Source organism: Streptomyces sp. NPDC054047 (genome assembly GCF_055585065.1).
The window spans coordinates 339,959-358,878 of sequence record NZ_JBVJKV010000003.1; the positions used below are offsets into that span (position 1 = coordinate 339,959).

General features: G+C 72.8%; 16 protein-coding genes. 13 read left to right on the forward strand and 3 right to left on the reverse strand.

Going from position 1 to position 18,920, the window contains the following annotated elements:
- Positions 1-19: 19 nt before the first annotated feature.
- Positions 20-697, forward strand: coding sequence for a TetR/AcrR family transcriptional regulator (locus tag ACZ6ZP_RS13285; RefSeq protein ID WP_351157229.1), 678 nt, complete (start codon positions 20-22; stop codon positions 695-697).
- 16 nt (positions 698-713) lie between these two features.
- Here ACZ6ZP_RS13285 and ACZ6ZP_RS13290 read toward each other — a convergent pair whose 3' ends face one another.
- Positions 714-1,499 carry a DeoR/GlpR family DNA-binding transcription regulator gene (locus ACZ6ZP_RS13290; protein WP_351157226.1) on the reverse strand — a complete coding sequence of 262 codons (786 nt, stop codon included), beginning with the start codon at positions 1,497-1,499 and terminating at the stop codon, positions 714-716.
- A 252-nt stretch (positions 1,500-1,751) separates the two neighbouring features.
- On the opposite strand from ACZ6ZP_RS13290, the gene ACZ6ZP_RS13295 reads away from it, so the two are divergent.
- From ACZ6ZP_RS13295 to ACZ6ZP_RS13340, 10 genes are all read left to right on the forward strand, one after another.
- Complete coding sequence (locus ACZ6ZP_RS13295) at positions 1,752-3,155, forward strand: MFS transporter (RefSeq protein ID WP_469406779.1); 1,404 nt, start codon at positions 1,752-1,754, stop codon at positions 3,153-3,155.
- Complete coding sequence (locus tag ACZ6ZP_RS13300) at positions 3,155-4,717, forward strand: FGGY family carbohydrate kinase (protein ID WP_469406780.1); 1,563 nt, start codon at positions 3,155-3,157, stop codon at positions 4,715-4,717. Before ACZ6ZP_RS13295 ends, ACZ6ZP_RS13300 begins: the two co-directional genes overlap by 1 nt.
- Complete coding sequence (locus tag ACZ6ZP_RS13305) at positions 4,710-4,883, forward strand: hypothetical protein (protein WP_469406781.1); 174 nt, start codon at positions 4,710-4,712, stop codon at positions 4,881-4,883. The genes ACZ6ZP_RS13300 and ACZ6ZP_RS13305 overlap by 8 nt, the downstream gene beginning before the upstream one ends.
- On the forward strand, positions 4,876-5,040 hold the full coding sequence (locus ACZ6ZP_RS13310; protein ID WP_469406783.1) for a hypothetical protein: 165 nt from the start codon (positions 4,876-4,878) through the stop codon (positions 5,038-5,040). The genes ACZ6ZP_RS13305 and ACZ6ZP_RS13310 overlap by 8 nt, the downstream gene beginning before the upstream one ends.
- Positions 5,033-6,547, forward strand: coding sequence for an FGGY-family carbohydrate kinase (locus tag ACZ6ZP_RS13315; RefSeq protein WP_469406784.1), 1,515 nt, complete (start codon positions 5,033-5,035; stop codon positions 6,545-6,547). The genes ACZ6ZP_RS13310 and ACZ6ZP_RS13315 overlap by 8 nt, the downstream gene beginning before the upstream one ends.
- Positions 6,544-7,170, forward strand: coding sequence for a histidine phosphatase family protein (locus ACZ6ZP_RS13320; protein WP_361472875.1), 627 nt, complete (start codon positions 6,544-6,546; stop codon positions 7,168-7,170). Before ACZ6ZP_RS13315 ends, ACZ6ZP_RS13320 begins: the two co-directional genes overlap by 4 nt.
- Before the next feature lie 41 nt (positions 7,171-7,211).
- Positions 7,212-8,255: a 2-hydroxyacid dehydrogenase gene (locus tag ACZ6ZP_RS13325; protein ID WP_469406785.1), complete on the forward strand. Its 1,044-nt coding sequence runs from the start codon at positions 7,212-7,214 to the stop codon at positions 8,253-8,255.
- 42 nt (positions 8,256-8,297) lie between these two features.
- Positions 8,298-9,266: an oxygenase MpaB family protein gene (locus tag ACZ6ZP_RS13330; protein ID WP_469406787.1), complete on the forward strand. Its 969-nt coding sequence runs from the start codon at positions 8,298-8,300 to the stop codon at positions 9,264-9,266.
- Positions 9,248-11,485, forward strand: a complete 2,238-nt coding sequence (locus ACZ6ZP_RS13335; RefSeq protein ID WP_361472868.1) for a serine/threonine-protein kinase — start codon at positions 9,248-9,250, stop codon at positions 11,483-11,485. Before ACZ6ZP_RS13330 ends, ACZ6ZP_RS13335 begins: the two co-directional genes overlap by 19 nt.
- A gap of 109 nt (positions 11,486-11,594) precedes the next feature.
- Positions 11,595-13,145 (forward strand): phytoene desaturase family protein, encoded by a 1,551-nt coding sequence (locus ACZ6ZP_RS13340; protein ID WP_469406788.1) that lies wholly within the window; start codon positions 11,595-11,597, stop codon positions 13,143-13,145.
- 49 nt (positions 13,146-13,194) lie between these two features.
- Here the strand turns inward: ACZ6ZP_RS13340 and ACZ6ZP_RS13345 are convergent, their stop codons facing one another.
- Positions 13,195-15,006: a serine hydrolase domain-containing protein gene (locus ACZ6ZP_RS13345; RefSeq protein ID WP_469406789.1), complete on the reverse strand. Its 1,812-nt coding sequence runs from the start codon at positions 15,004-15,006 to the stop codon at positions 13,195-13,197.
- Between the two features lie 175 nt (positions 15,007-15,181).
- Here ACZ6ZP_RS13345 and ACZ6ZP_RS13350 point away from each other — a divergent pair, with 175 nt between their 5' ends.
- Together ACZ6ZP_RS13350 and ACZ6ZP_RS13355 are read left to right on the forward strand one after the other, a co-directional pair.
- Positions 15,182-16,285: an NAD(P)H-dependent flavin oxidoreductase gene (locus tag ACZ6ZP_RS13350; protein ID WP_469406790.1), complete on the forward strand. Its 1,104-nt coding sequence runs from the start codon at positions 15,182-15,184 to the stop codon at positions 16,283-16,285.
- A 24-nt stretch (positions 16,286-16,309) separates the two neighbouring features.
- On the forward strand, positions 16,310-17,863 hold the full coding sequence (locus tag ACZ6ZP_RS13355) for an acyl-CoA synthetase (protein WP_469406792.1): 1,554 nt from the start codon (positions 16,310-16,312) through the stop codon (positions 17,861-17,863).
- Here the strand turns inward: ACZ6ZP_RS13355 and ACZ6ZP_RS13360 are convergent.
- Positions 17,860-18,768, reverse strand: a complete 909-nt coding sequence (locus ACZ6ZP_RS13360) for a nitroreductase/quinone reductase family protein (protein WP_361472855.1) — start codon at positions 18,766-18,768, stop codon at positions 17,860-17,862. The genes ACZ6ZP_RS13355 and ACZ6ZP_RS13360 overlap by 4 nt on opposite strands.
- Positions 18,769-18,920 lie beyond the last annotated feature (152 nt).

Sequence of the window (18,920 nt, forward strand, 5' to 3'; positions counted from 1 at the left end):
GTCCGCCCTGAGGAGCCGCATGGCCGCCGCCGTCCCCCCGCCGTCCCCGCCTGCCAAGCGAACACGGGACGCGGCCCGTACGCAGGGGGAGATCCTCGATGTGGCCACCGAGGAGTTCGCCCGCATGGGCTACGCGGGGGCCAGGGTGGACGAGATCGCCGCCCGCATGCGGACCACGAAGCGGATGATCTACTACTACTTCGGCAGCAAGGACCGGCTGTTCACCGCCGTCCTCGAGCGGGCCTACAAGGTCATCCGGTACGAGGAGCAGCAGCTCGACGTCGGGCATCTGGACCCGGTGGCCGCCATCCGCCGCCTGGCCGAGCTCACCTTCGACCACCACGAGGCGCACCCGGACTTCATCCGCCTCGTCAGCATCGAGAACATCCACGAGGCACAGCACATCGCCGCGTCGCCGAGTCTGGCCTCGCTCAGTTCGCCGGCGATCGACGTCATCGCCTCGATCCTCGAAGCCGGGCGTGAGCAGGGCGTGTTCGCGGCCGAGGTGGACGCCGTCGACCTGCACGCGATGATCAGCTCGTTCTGCTTCTTCCGGGTCTCCAACCGGCACACCTTCCGCACGCTCTTCGGCCGCGACCTCACCGAGGTCTCGCGCCGCGAGCACTACCGGACGATGCTGGGGGACATGGTCATCTCCTACCTGACCGCGGATCTGCCCGGTCCGGACCGGAGTTGACCCCTCGACGGGCGCGTCACCGATCGCGGGCAGGCACCACCATCACCTCGGTGCCGGCCGCGCGCACCGCCCGCACCTGCTCCGCCGCAAGGCCGTCGTCCACGATCAGCAGATCGAAGTCGGTGAGCGGCGCGAGCGCGTACAGACCGTCCTTGCAGAACTTGGTGTGGTCCGCGACCAGTACCCGCCGCGCCGCGCACTCCATCATCGCCCGCTTGACCTGCACGGTCTCCGGCGAGGTGTGGTAGCAGCGGCCGTTGGTGACGGCCGTCGTGGACATGAACAGGACGTCGGCGCGGAAGGCACGGACCGCGTCCGCGGTGTGCAGGCCCATGAAGGCGTCGTACGCCGGGAAGTACGCACCGCCCAGCGTGATCAGTGAGATGCCGGGTTCCTTCGCGAGCGTGGTGATGGCCGGCAGGGAGTTGGTGATCACGGTCAGCGGGGTGTGCTCGGTGGTCTGGTGCGCGAGCAGCAGGCAGGTCGTGCTGTCGTCGAGCAGCACCGTCTGACCCGGCACCAGCAGCGTCGCGGCGGCCCGAGCGAGCAGCTGCTTGGTCTGCGCCATGGTCGCCATCCGCTCCGCGACACTGCCGTGGAACTGCGCCGACGGCAGCCCGGTCGCACCGCCGCGCACCTTGCGCAGCCAGCCCTGTGCCTGCAGGGCGTCCAGATCGCGGTGCGCGGTCATCAGACTGACGCCGAACTCCTCGGCGAGGTCCGCGGTGCGCACGAAGCCGCGCCCGATGACGGCCTCCCGCAGCTGCCGCCGCCGCTCCTCCTGGGCCTCCACCCGGTCCATCGCAGCGCTCCCTCCGGTATCCGCGCCCTGGCCCGCAGGTGGCACGTGTGTGAACTCGCCGCGTTATGTTCGCACGGATCTAACGCGCCCCGCCCGCGGAGCGCGGCGTCGGCGAGCGGCTCCGGTTCGACGCAACACGGCAGGTCGCCGCCCCGATGGGAAGATTCCGGCCGCCATTGACTCGTCTTTCCGGCCAGCTGTTCCATCAGCTCGTCCGTCCCTCCTGCCGCCGCCGCAGAAAGGGGAGAGCCGATGCCGACTCCTCCGACCCCTCCTCCGCGTTCGCTGATCACACGCCTGGGCATTCCGCCGACCCTCGCCTGGGGCTACCTCGGGCTGCTCCTCTTCATGATCGGGGACGGGGTCGAGTCCGGTTATCTCTCTCCGTACCTGATCGACGAGGGCATCTCGCAGCCCCGGGTCGCGCTGCTGTTCACCGTCTACGGAGCCGCCGCGGCCATCGCCGCCTGGCTCTCCGGCGTCCTCTCCGATCTGTGGGGCCCGCGCCGCGTCATGTGGACCGGCCTGGGCATCTGGGGCGTCTTCCAGCTCCTCTTCCTCGTCCTGGCCATCCCCATGACCAGCTATCCGCTGATGATGCTCGGGTACGGCCTGCGGGGCCTGGGCTACCCGCTGTTCGCCTACGGGTTCCTGGTCTGGATCGCCTCGGTGGCGCCGTGCGCCCGGCTCGGCACGGCCATGGGCTGGTTCTGGTTCGCCTTCACCGGCGGCCTGCCCACCCTCGGCTCGCTGGTCGCCAGCGGACTCATCCCGCAGATCGGCGCCTACGCCACCCTGTGGTCGGCGCTGGTCCTGGTGGCCGCGGGCGGTCTGATCGCCCTGCTCCTCGTCCGCGACGACGGGGGCGGGAAGCGGCCGCGGGGCGAGACCGAGGGGCCGCTCGCCACGCTCGTCGGCAGCGTCACGGTCCTGTGGCGCAATCCCCGGGTCGGCGCGGGCTCGCTCGCCCGGGTCATCAACACGGCCTCGCAGTTCGGCTTCTTCGTCATCATGCCGATCCACTTCACGAAGACGGTCGGCTTCAGCCTCACCGAGTGGCTGCACCTGCTCAGCGCGATGTTCGCGACCAATATCTTCGCCAACCTGCTGTTCGGCGTGGTGGGCGACCGGTTCGGCTGGCGCCGCACCATCGCCTGGTTCGGCGGCGCGGGCTGCACCGTCAGCACGCTGCTCCTCTTCTACGTGCCGAACGCGGCGGGCGACAACTTCCCGCTCGCGCTGCTGGCCGCCGCCTTCTACGGCGCTACGCTGGCCGGGTATGTACCGCTTTCGGCACTGGTGCCCTCGCTGGAGCCGCGGCACAAGGGGCAGGCGCTGGCCGCGCTCAACCTCGGCGCGGGCGCCAGCACGTTCATCGGCCCCGCGGTCGTCGCCGTCTTCGTCGGGCCGCTCGGCGTCACAGGGGTGGTCTGGATATTCGCGGGGATGCATGCGGTGAGCACCGTGCTCGCGCTCTTCCTGAAGCTGCCGGACGACGCGGGCGCGGCACCGGCGGACGGCGCCGCGCAGGACACCGGCGCCCCGCAGGACACCGCCGCACCGGAGCACGCCGCGCCGGAGCACGCCGCGCCGGACGCCGCGCCCGCCACCGCCGCGCCCGCCACCGCCTCGGCCGGTGTGAAAGGACTGACCTGATGTCCGTACTGACCATCGACGTCGGCACCACGATGATCAAGTCGGTCGTCTTCGACGACCAGGGCAAGGAGATCGCCGTCTCCCGGCTCGCCACCGAAGTCCTGCGGCCCCACCCCGGCTGGGCGGAGCAGGACATGGACGCCGTCTGGAACGCCGTCGTCCATACTGTCCGCAGCGTGCTCTCCGGCCTCGGCGACCCCGTCTGGCTGGTGTCCTTCACCGCCCAGGGCGACGGCGCCTGGCTCGTCGACGAGGCCGGCCGCCCTACCGGGCCCGCGATCCTGTGGTCCGACGGCCGGGCCGGCGACCTGCTCACCGCCTGGCAGCGCGACGGCGTACTCGAAGCCGCCTTCCGCCGCAACGGATCGCTGACCTGCGCCGGCATGCCCAACGCCCTCTTCAGCTGGCTCGCCGCCCACGACCCGGACCGCCTCGCACGCTCCAGCACCTGTCTGACCGCCGCGGGCTGGCTCTTCCTGCGCCTCACCGGTGTCCGCGCCTGCGACGAATCCGACGCCTCCGCCCCCTTCCTCGACCACTCCACCGGCGACTACGACCCGCGGATCCTCGACCTGTTCGGCCTGAGCGCCTACCACCGCCTCCTGCCGACCGTCCTCGGGGAGTCGGAGCGGATCGCCGAGATCACCGGCGAGGCCGCGGGCCAACTGGGGCTGCCCGCCGGTCTTCCGGTCGTGATGTCCCCGTACGACATCGCCGCCACCGCCCGCGGCGTCGGCGTGGTCAATCCGGGCCAGGCGTGCAGCATCCTCGGCACCACCCTGTGCACGGAGATCGTCCGCACGGACGTGGACACCGGCGGCGAACCCTCCGGCATCAACATCGCCTACCGAGGCCGCGAGCGGGTGCTGCGCGCCTTCCCGACCCTCAACGGCGCCGAAGTCCTCGGCTGGGCCGCGCAGATGCTGGGCCTCGCCGGGCCGCCGGACCTCGCGCGGCTGGCCTTCGCATCGGAGCCCGGCGCCCGCGGGCTGCTGTTCCTGCCCTACCTCTCCCCGGCCGGCGAACGCGCGCCCTTCCTCGACCCGCACGCCCGCGGCTCCTTCTGGGGCCTGTCCCTGGAACACTCCCGTGCCGACCTGGCCCGCGCCGTCTTCGACGGGCTCTCGCTGGTCCTGCGCGACTCGCTGGCCGCCGCCCGCACGGAGGTGAGCGAGCTGCGGCTGTGCGGCGGCGGCGCCAACAGCGACGCGTGGTGCGCGCTGATCGCCGACGCGACGGGCGTGCCGACCGCCCGCTCCGGCGACACCGAACTGGGCGCCAAGGGGGCCTTCCTGACCGGCCTCGTCCGCTCCGGCGCCGAGAGCAGCATGCACACCGCCGCCGCCAAGTACGTCCGGATGCAGAGCAGGTGGGAACCCGACACGGAACGCGCCCAGTTCTACGCCGCCCTGTACGAGGACTTCCTCGACCGGCGGGCCATCGCCCGCGAGGCCGGCTGGCGGGGCCGTGCGGTCTGGCGGGGGAGCAGTGCCACGGGGCCGACCGGGAGCCCACAGGACGGCGACCGTTCCCCCACCGGCCCAGGAGGCATCCATGCCTGAGAGTTCCTCCGCCGACGCCCTCCTCAACGGCACCGGGCAGGCCATCGCCCGCGGGGCCGGCCGGCGGGGCGGCGCGATATGGCAGGGGAGCAGTGCCACGGGGCCGACCGGGAGCCCACAGGGCGGCGACCGTTCCCCCATCGGCCCAGGAGGCATCCATGCCTGAGAGTCCTTCCGCCGACGCCCTCCTCGACGGCACCGGGCAGGCCATCGCCCGCGAGGTCGGCCGGCGGGGCGGCGCGATATGGCAGGGGAGCAGTGTCGCGGGGCCGCGCGACGACGGCGACGACAACCGCACCGACCCGGGAGACATCCATGCCTGAGACCCCCTCTGCCGACCACGCCCCGGGACCCCTCGACGGCATCTGGCTCGGCCTCGACCTCGGCACCCAGAGCGCCCGCTGCGTCGCCGTCGACGGCACCGGGCAGCTCCTCGCCAGTGCCTCCCGGCCGCTGACCAGCCACCGCGACGGCGTACGCCACGAGCAGGACCCCGAGCAGTGGTGGACCGCCCTGTCCGCCGCCTGCCGCGAGGCCCTGGCCGGACTCGACGCGCGGCGCGTCCGCGGGCTCGCCGTCGACGGCACCTCCGGGACGATCCTGCTCGCCGACGCCGCGGGCCGCCCGCTCACGCCCGGCCTGATGTACGACGACGGGCGCGCCGCCGACCAGGCGGCGACCGTCAACGAAGCGGGCGGCGAGGTCTGGCGCGAGCTCGGCTACCGCAGCATGCAGCCGTCCTGGGCGCTGCCGAAGCTGGCCTGGCTCCTGGACCACGACGCGGCGGCGTCCCGGGCGGGGGCCCGCCTCCTGCACCAGGTCGACCTGGTCACCTGGCGACTTGCCGGACACCAGGTCGCCGCCGACGCCAGCCACGCCCTCAAGACCGGCTACCACCTGGTCGACGAGCGCTGGCCGCACAAGGTCATGGCCGAACTCGGCGTGCCCGAGGGCCTGTTGCCCGACGTCGTACGCCCCGGCAGCGTGCTCGGTACGGTGTGCGCCGCGGCCGCGGAAGCCACCGGCATCCCCGAGGGCACCACCCTGGTCGCCGGCATGACCGACGGCTGCGCCGCCCAGATCGGCGCCGGAGCCCTGGAGCCCGGCGCATGGAACGCGGTGCTCGGCACCACCCTCGTCCTCAAGGGCACCAGCCCGCACCTGGTCCGCGACCCGGCGGGCGTCGTGTACTGCCACCGCGGGCCGGGCGACACCTGGCTGCCGGGCGGCGCCTCCAGCAGCGGCGCCGGAGTCGTCTCCCGGCACTTCCCCGGCGAGGACCTGGACGCGCTCACCGCTCAGGCCGCCGCGCTCGACCCGGACGCGGTCGCCTACCCCCTGGTCTCCACCGGCGGCGAACGCTTCCCCTTCCGCGCCCCGCAGGCCGAACCCTTCATCCTCGGCCAAGTCCCCACCCGTGCCGCCGAGTTCCACGCCTACCTGCTCGGCGTCGCCTGCCTGGAACGGCTCTGCCTCGACTACCTCGACCACCTCGGCGCCCCCGTCGACGGCCCCCTCACCCTCACCGGCGGCGGCGCCCGCAACCGCTACTGGTGCACGCTGCGCGCCGAGGTCCTCGGACGTCCCGTACGCCTGCCCGAACAGGCCGAAGGCGCCATCGGCATGGCGGTGCTCGCCGCCACCTCCTCCGGCGCGAGCCTCCAGGAGACGGCCGCGGCCATGGTCCGGACCGGTGCCGAGATCCACCCGTCGCCGGACCGCACCGCCCGCTACCTCCCCGCCTATCTCCGCTTCATCGACGAACTCACCCGCCGCGGCTGGCTCGACCAGGCCGTGGCCGACCACGCCCGCAGGAGGGCAGCGCAGTGACCGACTTCATCCTCGTACGCCACGGCGAATCCGTCTGGCACGCGGAGAACCGCTACGCGGGACGCACCGACGTACCCCTCACCCCGCACGGCCGCGAACAGGCCGCCGCGCTCGCCCAGTGGGCCGTCACCGCCGAACTCACGGCCGTCTGGAGCTCCCCGCTCTCCCGCGCCCGGCTCACCGCCGCGCCCGCCGCCGAGGCCTGCGGTCTGCCCCCGCGCGTCGACGAGCGGCTCAACGAACTCGACTTCGGCGAGGGCGACGGCCTGACCAGGGACGAGATGCGCGAGCGCTTCCCGGAGCAGCTGGCGGCCTTCCTCGACGACCCGGTCGCCCACCACCTCCCCGGCGGCGAGGACCCGCGCAAGGCCGCGGCACGCGCCGCCGACTGCCTGGCCGACATCGCCCGCGCACAGCCGCACGGCAGGGTCCTGCTCGTCGCCCACTCCACCCTCGTCCGGGTGCTGCTCTGCCACCTCCTGGGCATTCCGCTCGCCGACTACCGCCGGGTCTTCCCCCAGCTGTACAACGGCGCCCTCACGGAGATCCGGATCGAGGACGGACACACCGCGCTGCTGCGGCTCAACACCCCCGCGACGCACCAGACCTCCGACATCCGCTGACCGGCCACCCCGCCCCACCGCCCTTCAGGAGAGACCCACCCATGAGCACCACCGTCCTCGCCGCCGGCAACCACTTCATCCGCCCGAGCCTGTTCACCGAGGCCGTGCGGGCCGCCGCCGGGGAGCTGCCGCTGGACGTCCGTGAGCTCCAGTTCCCCTGGCCGCACACGCCGTTCGGCCCGGTCGGAGAGGTCATCGAGGCGTCCGGCAGCGAGGAGGAGATGATCGAGGCGCTCCAGGGGGTGCAGGTCTGCGTCACCGAGCACGGCTCGCTCACCGAGCGCATCCTCGCCAACTGCCCCGACCTGAAGCTGTTCTGCACCAGCCGCGGCGGCCCGGTCAACGCCAACCTCGACGCCGCGACCCGGCACGGCGTGGCGGTCTGCTACGCCCCCGGCCGCAACGCCACCGCCACCGCGGAACACACCCTCACACTCATGCTCGCCGCCGCCCGCGGCGTCGGCGACACCCACACCGCCCTGCGCGAGGGCACCTGGCGCGGCGACTACTACGACTACGACAACTGCGGCATCGAGATCGACGGCGCGACCGTCGGCCTGATCGGCTACGGCGCCATCGGCAGCCGGGTCGCCAAGGTCCTGCGCGCCATGGGCGCCGAGATCCTGGTGCACGACCCGTACGTGCGGCCCGAGGCGCTGGCCGGTGTCGCGGAGCAGGTCTCCCTCGCCGAACTGCTGCGCCGCTCGCGCATCGTCTCCCTGCACGCCCGGGTCACCGACGAGACCAAGGGCATGATCGGCCGCGCGCAGATCGCCGCGATGCCCCGCGGCTCGATCCTGGTCAACTGCGCCCGCGGCGCACTGCTCGACTACGAAGCCGCCTGCGACGCACTGGACTCGGGCCACCTCGCCGGGGCGGGCTTCGACGTCTTCCCCGAGGAGCCCCTGCCCGCCGACTCCCGTCTCCTCACCGCCCCCGGCGCCGTCCTCACCCCGCACATCGCGGGCGGCAGCCGGCAGGTCGCGCACACGGCCGCGAACATCGTCGCCGCGGAGGTCGGCCGCTTCCTGCGCGGCGAGCCGCTGGAGCACTGCGCCAACCCCGAGGTGTTCAAGGCGGGTTGAGCCCGGCAGCGGCGGCGTAGCCTGCGGTCAGGAGGTGGTTGTATGCGCGAGACATCCTCATCGGCGCAGCCGGGGGCGGCGGACCGGCCCCCGGCCGACCCGGGGCTCTTCGGGCCCTCGTCCGTGACCTGGCAGATGCACGGCGACCCGATGATGTGGGTCGCCGGTATCCGCGCCCTGTATCTGCAGGCCCTGCACCCCCGCGCGGTCCGCGGCGTCATGCAGAACTCCGATTTCCGCAAGGACGCCTGGGGCCGCCTCATGCGCACCGCGAACTTCGTGGGCACCACCACGTACGGCACCACCGAGGTCGCCGAGCACGCGGGCGCACGGGTGCGGAAGATCCATACGATGATCAAGGTCACCGACCCCGACACGGGGGAGCGGTACGGCGTCGACGAGCCCGGCCTGCTGCTCTGGGTGCACTGCGCCGAGATCGACTCCTATCTGCACGTCGCACGCCGCTCCGGATTCCGCCTGACCGACGAGCTCGCCGACCGGTATGTCGACGAACACCGCGAGAGCGCCCGGCTCGTCGGCCTCGACCCCGCCGACGTACCGGCGTCGACCACCGAGCTCGCCGCGTACTTCGAGCGGGTGCGGCCCGAACTGGCCGCGGGGCCCGAGGCGCGCGACGTCGACGACTTCCTCCAACGTCCGCCGACCCACCCCCTGTTGGTCCCGGCGCGCGCCCTGCTGTGGCGGCGCGTGGCGAATCTGGCGTACGCCGCGCTGCCGCCGTACGCCCACGAGCTCTACGGCAGGGCGGCCCCGCCGCCCGCCACCGTGACCCGGCGACTCGTCACCACCGGCACCATCCTGCGCACCGTTCCCGCACGTCTACGCTGGCAACTTCCCCCGAAGCACATTCTGCGCGCCATGGCCAGGCTCGGGCCCGGCGCCCGGCCTGCCCCGTACAAACTCGACAGGCGGACAGCCATACTGGACGGGCCGGGGAGGGCGAAGCGAAGCAACGGGGGCGACGGCGGGAGATGGCGGACACCAGGCTGATCCAGGGCCGGTACCGGCTGCTGGACCTGATCGGGCGCGGCGGCATGGGCGAGGTGTGGCGTGCCCGCGACGAGTCCCTCGGGCGCAGGGTCGCCGTGAAGTGCCTCAAGCCGATGGGGCCCCAGCACGACCAGTCCTTCACGCGCGTGCTGCGCGAGAGGTTCCGGCGCGAGGCACGCGTCGCGGCGGCGCTGCAGCACCGCGGCGTCACCGTCGTCCATGACTTCGGGGAGCACGACGGCGTCCTGTATCTGGTCATGGAGCTGCTCGAAGGGCGCAATCTCAGCCAGCTCCTGGAGGACAACAAACAGCATCCGCTGCCCGTCGCGGACGTCGTGGAGATCGCCGACCAGGTGGCGTCCGCACTCGCGTACACCCATGAACAGGGCATCGTGCACCGGGACCTGAAGCCCGCGAACATCATGCGGCTCACGGACGGCACGGTGAAGATCTGCGACTTCGGCATCGCCCGGCTCGGCCACGACATCGGCTTCACCTCGCGCCTGACCGGCACGGGCATAGCGATGGGCACCCCGCACTACATGTCGCCCGAGCAGATCAGTGGCTCCCAGGTCGACCAGCGCAGCGACCTCTACTCCTTCGGGTGCGTCCTGTACGAGATCGCCACGGGGGCGCCGCCCTTCGACCTGGAGGACGCCTGGGCGGTGCTCGTCGGCCACCGCGACACGGCGCCCGAGCCGCCGCGCAGGCACCGCGACGACCTGCCCGAGTACTTCGAGAGGATCGTCCTGGACCTGCTCGCCAAGGAGCCGGACGCGCGGCCCCGGGACGCGCGCGAACTGGGGCGCCGCATCGTCTCCGGCCGCACCGTCCCCACGTACGTCCCCACCGTCGTCACCCCGCCGGTGCGCCGCCCGGAGCAGCCGCCCTCGCGCGAGCCGCGGCTCCCCTCGTGGACGCGCGGCATGACCACCGGGCACAAGGCGAACGGCGCGTCCGAGCTGCGGATCACCCCGCCCGACACGGCCGCGGGCCTGACCGGCGAGTGGATCCCGCGCGCCGACGCGCGCCGGACCGCGACCCCGCGGCAGCCCGAGCGGCCCACCCCGTCACCGGAGCTGGTCGCCACCCTCGTCAGCCGGCACAACGCGGGCCTGAGCCTGGGGCGTCTTGGCCGGTGGGCCGAGGCGGGCGAGGTGCACCGCGCGGTGGCCGCCGAGCGGGAGCACGCCCTTGGCCCCGACCACCCCGACACGCTCGCCAGCCGCTACGAAGTGGGCTTCACGCTCAGCCGCACCGGCCGCGCCGCCGACGCCCTGCGCGAGTACGGCCGCGTCGCACAGGGCAGGGAGCGCACGCTCGGCCCCGAGCACCCCGACACGCTCGCCGCGCGGCAGGAGATGGCGTACGTCATGGGGCAGTTGGGGCGGCACTTCGAGGCGCACCAGATGTACACGTCGGTCCTGGCCGTCCGGGAGCGGACCGCGGGCCCCGACCACCCCGACACCCTGCGCTGCCGGCACAACCTCGCGTACAACCTCAGCAGGCTGGGCCGCCTGGAGGACTCCTACCAGCTGGCCCGCCAGGTCGCGTTGGCCCGCGCGCGCGTCCTGGGCGAGACACATCCCGACACGCTTGTCACCCGCTACGAAGTCGCTTACGCGCTGGGCCAGTTGGGCCGCTGGCCCGAGGCGCTGCAGACCTACCGCGAGGTCGCCGACGCGCGCGTGCGGGCGCTGGGCGCCGACCACCCCGACACCCTCGCCGCCCGCTATGAAGTGGGCATCAGCCTCGGCAGGCTCGGCCGCAGCGGCGAGGCCCTTGAGCTGTACCGCGACCTGATCGACGACCGCACCCGGGTGAACGGCCCCGCCGACCCCGAGACCCTGCGCGCCCGGCACGGCCTGGGCGTCAACCTCGGCCGCCAGGGCCGCTGGGAGGAAGCCCTGGCCGAGGCCCGTGACGTGTGCGCGATACGCGAACGCGTCCTGGGCGGCGACCACCCCGACACCCTGGTCAGCCGCCGCGAGGTGGCCGTGGGCCTGGGCTGGCTCGGCCGCTGGGCCGACGCCCTGACCGAGTACCGCCGGGTCGCCGCCGCCCGCGAGCAGGTCCTGGGCGCCGACCACCCCGACGCCCTGGCCAGCCGCAACGACGAGGCGCACTGCCTGGAACAGCTCGGGCGCGGCACCGAGGCGGTCGAGCTCTACCGGCGGGTGGCGGCCCTGCGCCAGCAGCGGGCCTCCGGCGGGCACTGAGGCGCGGGGAGAGCAGAGGGTTTCGGTCCGTGGGCGCCTGTCGGCGCGTCGTGGGTGGTCGCGCAGTGCCCCGCGTCCCTTCGGGGCCCTCCACGTGTTACCAAGGGCTATGCCTCCTCGCGATCGATACGACGCCGTCATCGTCGGCGGTGGTCACAACGGACTCGTCGCCGCCGCCTACCTCGCCCGCGCCGGACGTTCCGTCCTGCTTCTGGAGCGGCTCTCCGGCACCGGTGGCGCCGCCGTGTCCAGCCGCCCCTTCGCCGGGGTCGACGCCCGGCTCTCGCGCTACTCGTACCTGGTCAGCCTCCTGCCGCGGAAGATCGTCCGGGACCTCGACCTGGACTTCCGGGTGCGCACCCGCACCGTCTCCTCCTACACCCCCACCGAGCGCGACGGACAACCGGCCGGACTGCTCGTCGGCGGGGGAGAGGCACGCACCCGGGACGCGTTCGAACGGCTCACCGGCGGCCCGCGCGAGTACGAGGCCTGGCGGGAGTTCTACGCCATGACCGGGCAGGTCGCCGAGCAGGTGTTCCCCACACTGACCGAACCGCTGCCCACGCGCGAGGAACTGCGTGGGCGGGTCGGTGACGAGGCCGCCTGGCGGGCGCTCTTCGAGGAGCCCATCGGCGCCGCCATCGAGGAGCGGTTCGCCGACGACCTGGTGCGCGGCGTGGTGCTCACCGACGCCCTCATCGGGACGTTCGCCGACGCCCACGACCTGTCCCTGCGCCAGAACCGCTGCTTCCTCTACCACGTCATCGGCGGCGGCACCGGCGACTGGAACGTGCCGGTCGGCGGCATGGGCGCGCTCACCGGAGCCCTGGCCGCCGCGGCCCGCGCGGCGGGCGCCGAGCTCGCCACCGACCACGAGGTCACCCGGATCGAGTCGGACGGGCAGACGGCCGAGGTCACCTACCGCACGCCCGACCGCGAGGCCACCGTCGCCGCCCGGCACGTCCTGGTCAACGCCTCGCCGCAGGAGCTCGCCGAGCTCGTCGGCGACACGCCGCCCGCCCCGGCCGAAGGAGCCCAGCTCAAGGTCAACATGCTGCTCGAACGGCTGCCGAGACTGCGCGACACCTCCGTCGACCCGCACGAGGCCTTCGCCGGGACCTTCCACATCGGGGAGGGCTACGACGAGTTGGCGGCCGCGTACACCCAGGCCGCCTCCGGACAGCTGCCCGCCGCGCCGCCGTCCGAGATCTACTGCCACTCCCTGACCGACCCCAGCATCCTCGCCCCCGACCTCGCCGAGCGCGGCTTCCAGACCCTGACCCTCTTCGGGCTGCACACGCCCGCCCGCCTCTTCGCCCACGACAACGACGCCGTACGGGCCGAACTGCTGAAGTCGACCCTGGCGCAGCTGGACGCGCACCTGGCCGAGCCGCTCGCCGACTGCCTGGCCACCGATGCCGAAGGACGCCCCTGCATCGAGGCCAGGACCCCGCTCGACCTGGAGCGCGACCTGCGCCTGCCCGGCGGCAACATCTTCCACCGCGACCTCGCCTTCCCCTACGCCCAGGACGACACGGGACGCTGGGGCGTGGAGACACGGCACGCGAACGTCCTGCTGTGCGGGGCGGGCGCCGTGCGCGGCGGCGGGGTCAGCGGCATCCCCGGACACAACGCGGCGATGGCGGCGCTGGGGGAGTAGGGCGGCGGGCAGGCCGGCTTGCGGCCTGCCCTCGGTTCCCGGCCCGCCCTCAGTCGGCCGACGAGGTCCAGCCCACCGCCTCGACGCGCGCCGCGTCGGCGGGCCGTGCCTCGTCGAAGGCCGTACGGCCGCCGTCCTCGACCCGCAGCCCGTCGGCGTACGCGCCGCGCCCCACGTAGAGCTGGTCCGTCGCGTACCGCCAGCGCAGCCGCACCCGTTCACCCCGCCGGCCGGAGAGGTCCGCGGCCAGCCGGTGCCAGACGCGCCCGGACCAGCCGGAGGCCGTGCCGTCGGGATGCTGCCGGGGGTCCGACCCCCTGTGCTGCGTCGTGAACGGCACCGGCTGCCACGTCGTGCCGTCGTCGCGCGAGGCCTCCAGGCGCAGCTGGTCCGAGCCCGGCTCGGTGTCCCACCACAGCGAACACCGCAGCCGCGCGCGGTCCGTGGTGAGGGTCAGCGGCGGCAGCGTCAGGGTGGCCGTGGTGGCGTTCGCCATGCCGGAGAACCAGGCGGTGCGCCCGTGCGCGGGACGGACCGGGACGGCGCGGGCCATGCGGTTGGCCGCCGCCACCCTGGGGGCGGAGCCGGAGCGCCAACTGCGCACCGGGTGGACCGAGTTGCCGAGGACGACGAGGAAGGAGTCGGTCGTGGGGTCCAGGACGAGGGAGGTGCCGGTGAATCCCGTGTGGCCCGCGGTGCGCGGTGTCGCCATCGCGCCCATGTACCAGTGCTGGTAGAGCTCGAAGCCCAGCCCGTGCTCGTCGCCGGGAAAGGCGGTGTTGAAGTCGGTGAACATCAGCTGCACGGACTCGGCGGACAGGATGCGGGAGCGGCCGTAGACCCCGCCGTTGAGCAGCGTGCGGCCGAGGACCGCGAGATCCCAGGCGCAGGAGAAGACGCCCGCGTGCCCGGCGACGCCGCCGAAGGCGAAGGCGTTCTCGTCGTGCACCTCGCCCCACACCATGCCGCGGTCCAGGCCCGACCAGGGCAGGCGGGCGTCCTCGGTGGCGGCGATCTTGGGCTGCCAGGACGCGGGCGGGTTGAAGCGCGTGCGGCGCATCCCGAGGGGAGCGGTGATCTCGTCGTGGAGCAGGGCGTCCAGGCCGAGGCCCGTGATCTCTTCGAGGACCAGCTGGAGCGAGATCAGGTTCAGGTCCGAGTAGAGGTACTTGGTGCCCGGCGGGTTGAGCGGCGCCTCCTGCCAGATCAGGCGCAGCCGCCCCTCGCGCGTGGGCTCCTTGTAGAGGGGGATCCAGGCGCGGAACCCCGAGGTGTGGGTGAGGAGCTGGCGAATGGTGATGTCCTGCTTGCCCGCGCCCCCGAAGTCGGGGAGGTAGGAGGCGACCTTCGCCTCCAGCTCCAGCTCCCCCCGCTCGATCTGCTGCACCGCGAGCAGCGAGGTGAACAGCTTGGAGACGGAGGCCAGGTCGAAGACCGTGTCCTCGGCCATCGCGATCTGCCGGTCGGCCGGCAGCTCGACGCCGGTGTCGGTCTTCTCGTCGTACGCCGCGTAGCGCACCGCCTTGCCGATGGGCCGGTGCAGGGCGACCGTGCCGCCGCGGCCCGCGAGCAGGACCGCGCCCGCGTACCAAGGGTGCTTGGGCGAGGGGCCGAGGAACTGCTCGGCGTCGGCGACCAGTTGCCGCAGATGCCCGGCGAGCAGCCCGGCCCGCTCGGGGGTGCCGGGCCGCAGCGTCGGACGCCCGGCGCCGGCCGCGGACCCCGTCACCGCCGCGGCGGGACCCGCGGGGAACGGCACAAGGGCGAGCGCGCCGCCCAATGCCGCAACGCCCGCGCCCAGTTGGCGTCGGCTGAGACCGCCACCGCCCGCTCTGTCCGCCGCCCCGCTGTCCTCGGCCATGACCGTGCCCCCTCCTGGAACGCTCCGGAGCTGAAATTATCTTTCGGGATCACAAGAGACTGCTGAAACTTTCATGTCACTGCCCGGCCCTGTCAACCGCGGGCGCCTGGCAAAGATCTGACACTGCATCAGAAAATCTCTTCCGTCGTCCGGACGGCTGCGGCATCCTGCGCCCATGCAGACAGACCTGAGCAGGAAACTGGGGATCGAGCACGCCATCTTCGGCTTCACGCCCTTCCCCGCGGTGGCCGCCGCCATCAGCAGGGCGGGCGGATTCGGTGTGCTCGGCGCGGTCCGCTACACGGCGCCCGACGAGCTGGCCCGGGATCTCGACTGGATGCAGGAGCACGTCGACGACCGGCCCTACGGGCTCGATGTCGTGATGCCCGCCAAGAAGGTCGAGGGGGTGAGCGAGGCCGACGTCGAGGCGATGATCCCCGAAGGACACCGGCAGTTCGTCCAGGAGACCCTCGGCAAGTACGGCGTACCCGAACTCGCCGAGGGCGAAGCCTCCGGCTGGCGCATCACCGGCTGGATGGAGCAGGTCGCCCGCAACCAGCTCGACGTCGCCTTCGACTACCCGATCAAACTCCTCGCCAACGCGCTCGGCTCACCGCCCGCCGACGTCATCCGGCGCGCCCACGACCACGACGTCCTGGTCGCCGCTCTCGCGGGCAGCGCACGCCACGCGCGCAAGCACGCGGAGGCGGGCATCGACGTCATCGTCGCGCAGGGCTACGAGGCGGGCGGCCACACCGGCGAGATCGCCTCCATGGTCCTGACGCCCGAAGCCGTCGAGGCCGTCGCGCCGCTGCCGGTCCTCGCGGCCGGCGGCATCGGCAGCGGGGAGCAGATCGCGGCCGCGTTCGCGCTCGGCGCGCAGGGCGCGTGGCTCGGCTCCCTCTGGCTCACCACGACGGAGGCGGACCTGCACTCGCGGGCGCTCACCGAGAAGCTCCTTGCGGCGGGCTCGGGCGACACGGTCCGCTCGCGCGCCCTGACGGGCAAGCCCGCACGCCAGCTGCGCACCGAATGGACCGACGCCTGGGACGACCCGAACGGACCCGGCACGCTGCCCATGCCACTGCAAGGGCTCCTGGTCGCCGAGGCGGTGTCGCGCATTCAGAAGTACGAGGTCCAGCCGCTGCTCGGCACACCCGTCGGGCAGATCGTCGGCCGGATGAACAGCGAACGCAGCGTCCAGGCCGTCTTCGACGAGCTGACCCGCGGATTCGAGCGTGCCATCGACCGCGTGAACCGCATCGCCGGACGCGGCTGACGAGACGACGGAGGAGAGGCCCCTATGAGCAGCACGCCCCCCAACGGCTTCTGGGCGCAGGCCCAGGCCGACCCGGACCGTGCGGTACTGATCGCGCCCGACGGCGAGGAGTGGACCGCGCGACGCCTGCACGCGGCGGTCAATCAACTCGTCCACGGGCTGCGCGCCGCGGGCCTCGAACGCGGCGACGCCTTCGCCGTCGTGCTGCCCAACGGCGTCGAGTTCCTCACCGCGTACCTGGCGGCCTCACAGGCCGGTTTCTACCTGGTCCCGGTCAACCACCACCTGGTCGGACCGGAGATCGCCTGGATCGTCGCCGACTCCGGTGCGAAGGTGCTCGTCGCGCACGAGCGGTTCGCCCAAGCGGCGACCGACGCCGCCGACGAGGCGAAGCTCCCCGCCACCCACCGGTACGCCGTGGGCGCCATGGAGGGCTTCCGCCCGTACGCCGAACTCCTCGCAGGACAGCCGGAGTCCGTGCCCCGGGACCGCACGCTCGGCTGGGTCATGAACTACACCTCGGGCACCACGGGACGCCCGCGCGGCATCCGCCGCCCGCTGTCCGGCAAACTCCCCGAGGAGTCCTACCTCGGCGGCTTCCTCGGCATCTTCGGCATCAAGCCCTTCGACGGCAACGTGCACCTCGTCTGCTCGCCGCTCTACCACACCGCGGTCCTCCAATTCGCGGGCGCAGCCCTGCACATCGGCCACCCGCTGGTCCTGATGGACAAGTGGACGCCCGAGGAGATGCTCCGCCTCATCGACACCTACAAGTGCACGCACACCCACATGGTGCCGACCCAGTTCCACCGCCTGCTCGCACTGCCGGACGCCACGAAGGCGGCGTACGACGTGTCGTCCATGCGCCACGCCATCCACGGCGCCGCGCCCTGCCCCGACCACGTCAAACGGGCGATGATCGAATGGTGGGGCGAGTGCGTCGAGGAGTACTACGCGGCCAGCGAGGGCGGCGGTGCCTTCGCCACCGCGCAGGACTGGCTCAAGCGCCCCGGAACCGTCGGCAAGGCCTGGCCCATCAGCGAACTGGCCGTCTTCGACGACGACGGCAACCAACTGCCGCCCGGTGAACTCGGCACCGTCTACATGAAGATGAGCACCGGCGGATTCTCGTACCACAAGGACGAGTCCAAGACGAAGAAGAACCGCATCGGCGACTTCTTCACGGTCGGCGATCTCGGGCTCCTCGACGAGGAGGGCTATCTCTACCTCCGCGACCGCAAGATCGACATGATCATCTCGGGCGGGGTCAACATCTACCCCGCCGAGATCGAGTCCGCGCTGCTCACCCACCCCGCCGTCGCGGACGCCGCCGCGTTCGGCATCCCGCACGACGAGTGGGGCGAGCAGGTCAAGGCGGTCGTCGAGGTGGCGGATGGCCATGAGGCGGGCGACGCGCTCGCCGCCGACGTCCTGGCCCACTGCGAGCGCCAGTTGGCGGGCTACAAACGCCCGAAGAGCGTCGACTTCATCGAGGTCATGCCCCGGGACCCGAACGGCAAGCTCTACAAGCGCCGCCTGCGCGAGCCGTACTGGGAGGGCAGGGAACGGGCGGTCTAGGGGCGGGTGCCGTACAGCGCGGGCAGGAGCTGTTCCTCCTCGTAGGCGAAGTGCTCCTCGAGGCCCGACGCGAGTCGGTCGAGTTCGCCGGCCAGGTCGGGGGCCGCGTCCGGGTCGGCGACGAGCGCCTCCAGTTCGGCCAGGGTCCGAGCGACCGTCTTGTGCTCCTCGCGGAGTCTGGCGATCCCCGGGGCCAGCTCCGGGAACTGGCGCTCCAGGTCGGTGAAGGCGCCGTCCTCGTTGGTGTGGTGCTCGTGGAGCGCGCCGCAGAGGGTGAGGCAGTGACGCGTGAGCTGGTGGCCGAGTGACAGTGCGGGGCGGTCGGCGCCGGTGGCCCGGTGCTCGGCCGCCTCCTCGCGTAAGGCGGTGAGTTCGGCGCGCAGTTCGGCGTGCACGCGGACCAAGTGGTCGGCGATCGCGCGATGGCGCGCCGGGTCGGCCGCGCTCAGGCGGTGCAACGCGATGACGGGGATGGTGCGGGCCGTGCCCTGCTGGTAGGCGGTGAAGGCCGGATCGCGCTCGCACTGCGCCGCGTACTGGCGGTCGCGTTCCTCGCCCTGGAGGGGCTCGGCCGTGGCCGGGAAGCGGTCGATGCCACCTTCGCCGTCGGCGATCTCGACGGTGATCCGTGGGTCGGCCAGGAGGTTGTGGTACCAGTCGGGGTTCTTGTCGCCGCCGCCGTTGGAGGCGAAGACGAGGAGCCGGTCTCCGTCGCGGGCGTACACGGCGGGGTTGCTCCGGGGCTGCCCGCTGCGGGCGCCGGTCGTGGTCAGGAGGACGAGCGGGGCGCCGGCGAACATGCCGCCGACCTGGCCGCCGCCTGCGCGGAACTCCGCCATGAGCTGCTGGTTGAACGCGGCGGGGGAGAAGGGCTGTGCGGGCTCTGCGGGGTGTTTCCCGGGCATGGCTGTGAACCCTTTCGATAGCATCGGCAGCGCAAGCGCGTTTGCTTTGAAAGCGAAATAGCTTTGAGGTCAAAGCTATTGAGGAGGGTGGCGAGTGTCAACCGGCGACCAGGCCGGTCCGGAGGTCGACGACGCCGTCCGGGCCCTGCTCC

What these genes read in the sequence shown, in the direction of transcription:
- ACZ6ZP_RS13345 (WP_469406789.1), bottom strand. Translation starts at nt 15,006, where the DNA reads ATGGCCGAGGACAGCGGGGCGGCGGACAGAGCGGGCGGTGGCGGTCTC.
- ACZ6ZP_RS13360 (WP_361472855.1), bottom strand. Translation starts at nt 18,768, where the DNA reads ATGCCCGGGAAACACCCCGCAGAGCCCGCACAGCCCTTCTCCCCCGCC.
- ACZ6ZP_RS13340 (WP_469406788.1), top strand. Translation starts at nt 11,595, where the DNA reads ATGCCTCCTCGCGATCGATACGACGCCGTCATCGTCGGCGGTGGTCAC.
- ACZ6ZP_RS13300 (WP_469406780.1), top strand. Translation starts at nt 3,155, where the DNA reads ATGTCCGTACTGACCATCGACGTCGGCACCACGATGATCAAGTCGGTC.
- ACZ6ZP_RS13350 (WP_469406790.1), top strand. Translation starts at nt 15,182, where the DNA reads ATGCAGACAGACCTGAGCAGGAAACTGGGGATCGAGCACGCCATCTTC.
- ACZ6ZP_RS13290 (WP_351157226.1), bottom strand. Translation starts at nt 1,499, where the DNA reads ATGGACCGGGTGGAGGCCCAGGAGGAGCGGCGGCGGCAGCTGCGGGAG.
- ACZ6ZP_RS13285 (WP_351157229.1), top strand. Translation starts at nt 20, where the DNA reads ATGGCCGCCGCCGTCCCCCCGCCGTCCCCGCCTGCCAAGCGAACACGG.
- ACZ6ZP_RS13330 (WP_469406787.1), top strand. Translation starts at nt 8,298, where the DNA reads ATGCGCGAGACATCCTCATCGGCGCAGCCGGGGGCGGCGGACCGGCCC.
- ACZ6ZP_RS13335 (WP_361472868.1), top strand. Translation starts at nt 9,248, where the DNA reads ATGGCGGACACCAGGCTGATCCAGGGCCGGTACCGGCTGCTGGACCTG.
- ACZ6ZP_RS13305 (WP_469406781.1), top strand. Translation starts at nt 4,710, where the DNA reads ATGCCTGAGAGTTCCTCCGCCGACGCCCTCCTCAACGGCACCGGGCAG.
- ACZ6ZP_RS13310 (WP_469406783.1), top strand. Translation starts at nt 4,876, where the DNA reads ATGCCTGAGAGTCCTTCCGCCGACGCCCTCCTCGACGGCACCGGGCAG.
- ACZ6ZP_RS13295 (WP_469406779.1), top strand. Translation starts at nt 1,752, where the DNA reads ATGCCGACTCCTCCGACCCCTCCTCCGCGTTCGCTGATCACACGCCTG.
- ACZ6ZP_RS13355 (WP_469406792.1), top strand. Translation starts at nt 16,310, where the DNA reads ATGAGCAGCACGCCCCCCAACGGCTTCTGGGCGCAGGCCCAGGCCGAC.
- ACZ6ZP_RS13325 (WP_469406785.1), top strand. Translation starts at nt 7,212, where the DNA reads ATGAGCACCACCGTCCTCGCCGCCGGCAACCACTTCATCCGCCCGAGC.
- ACZ6ZP_RS13315 (WP_469406784.1), top strand. Translation starts at nt 5,033, where the DNA reads ATGCCTGAGACCCCCTCTGCCGACCACGCCCCGGGACCCCTCGACGGC.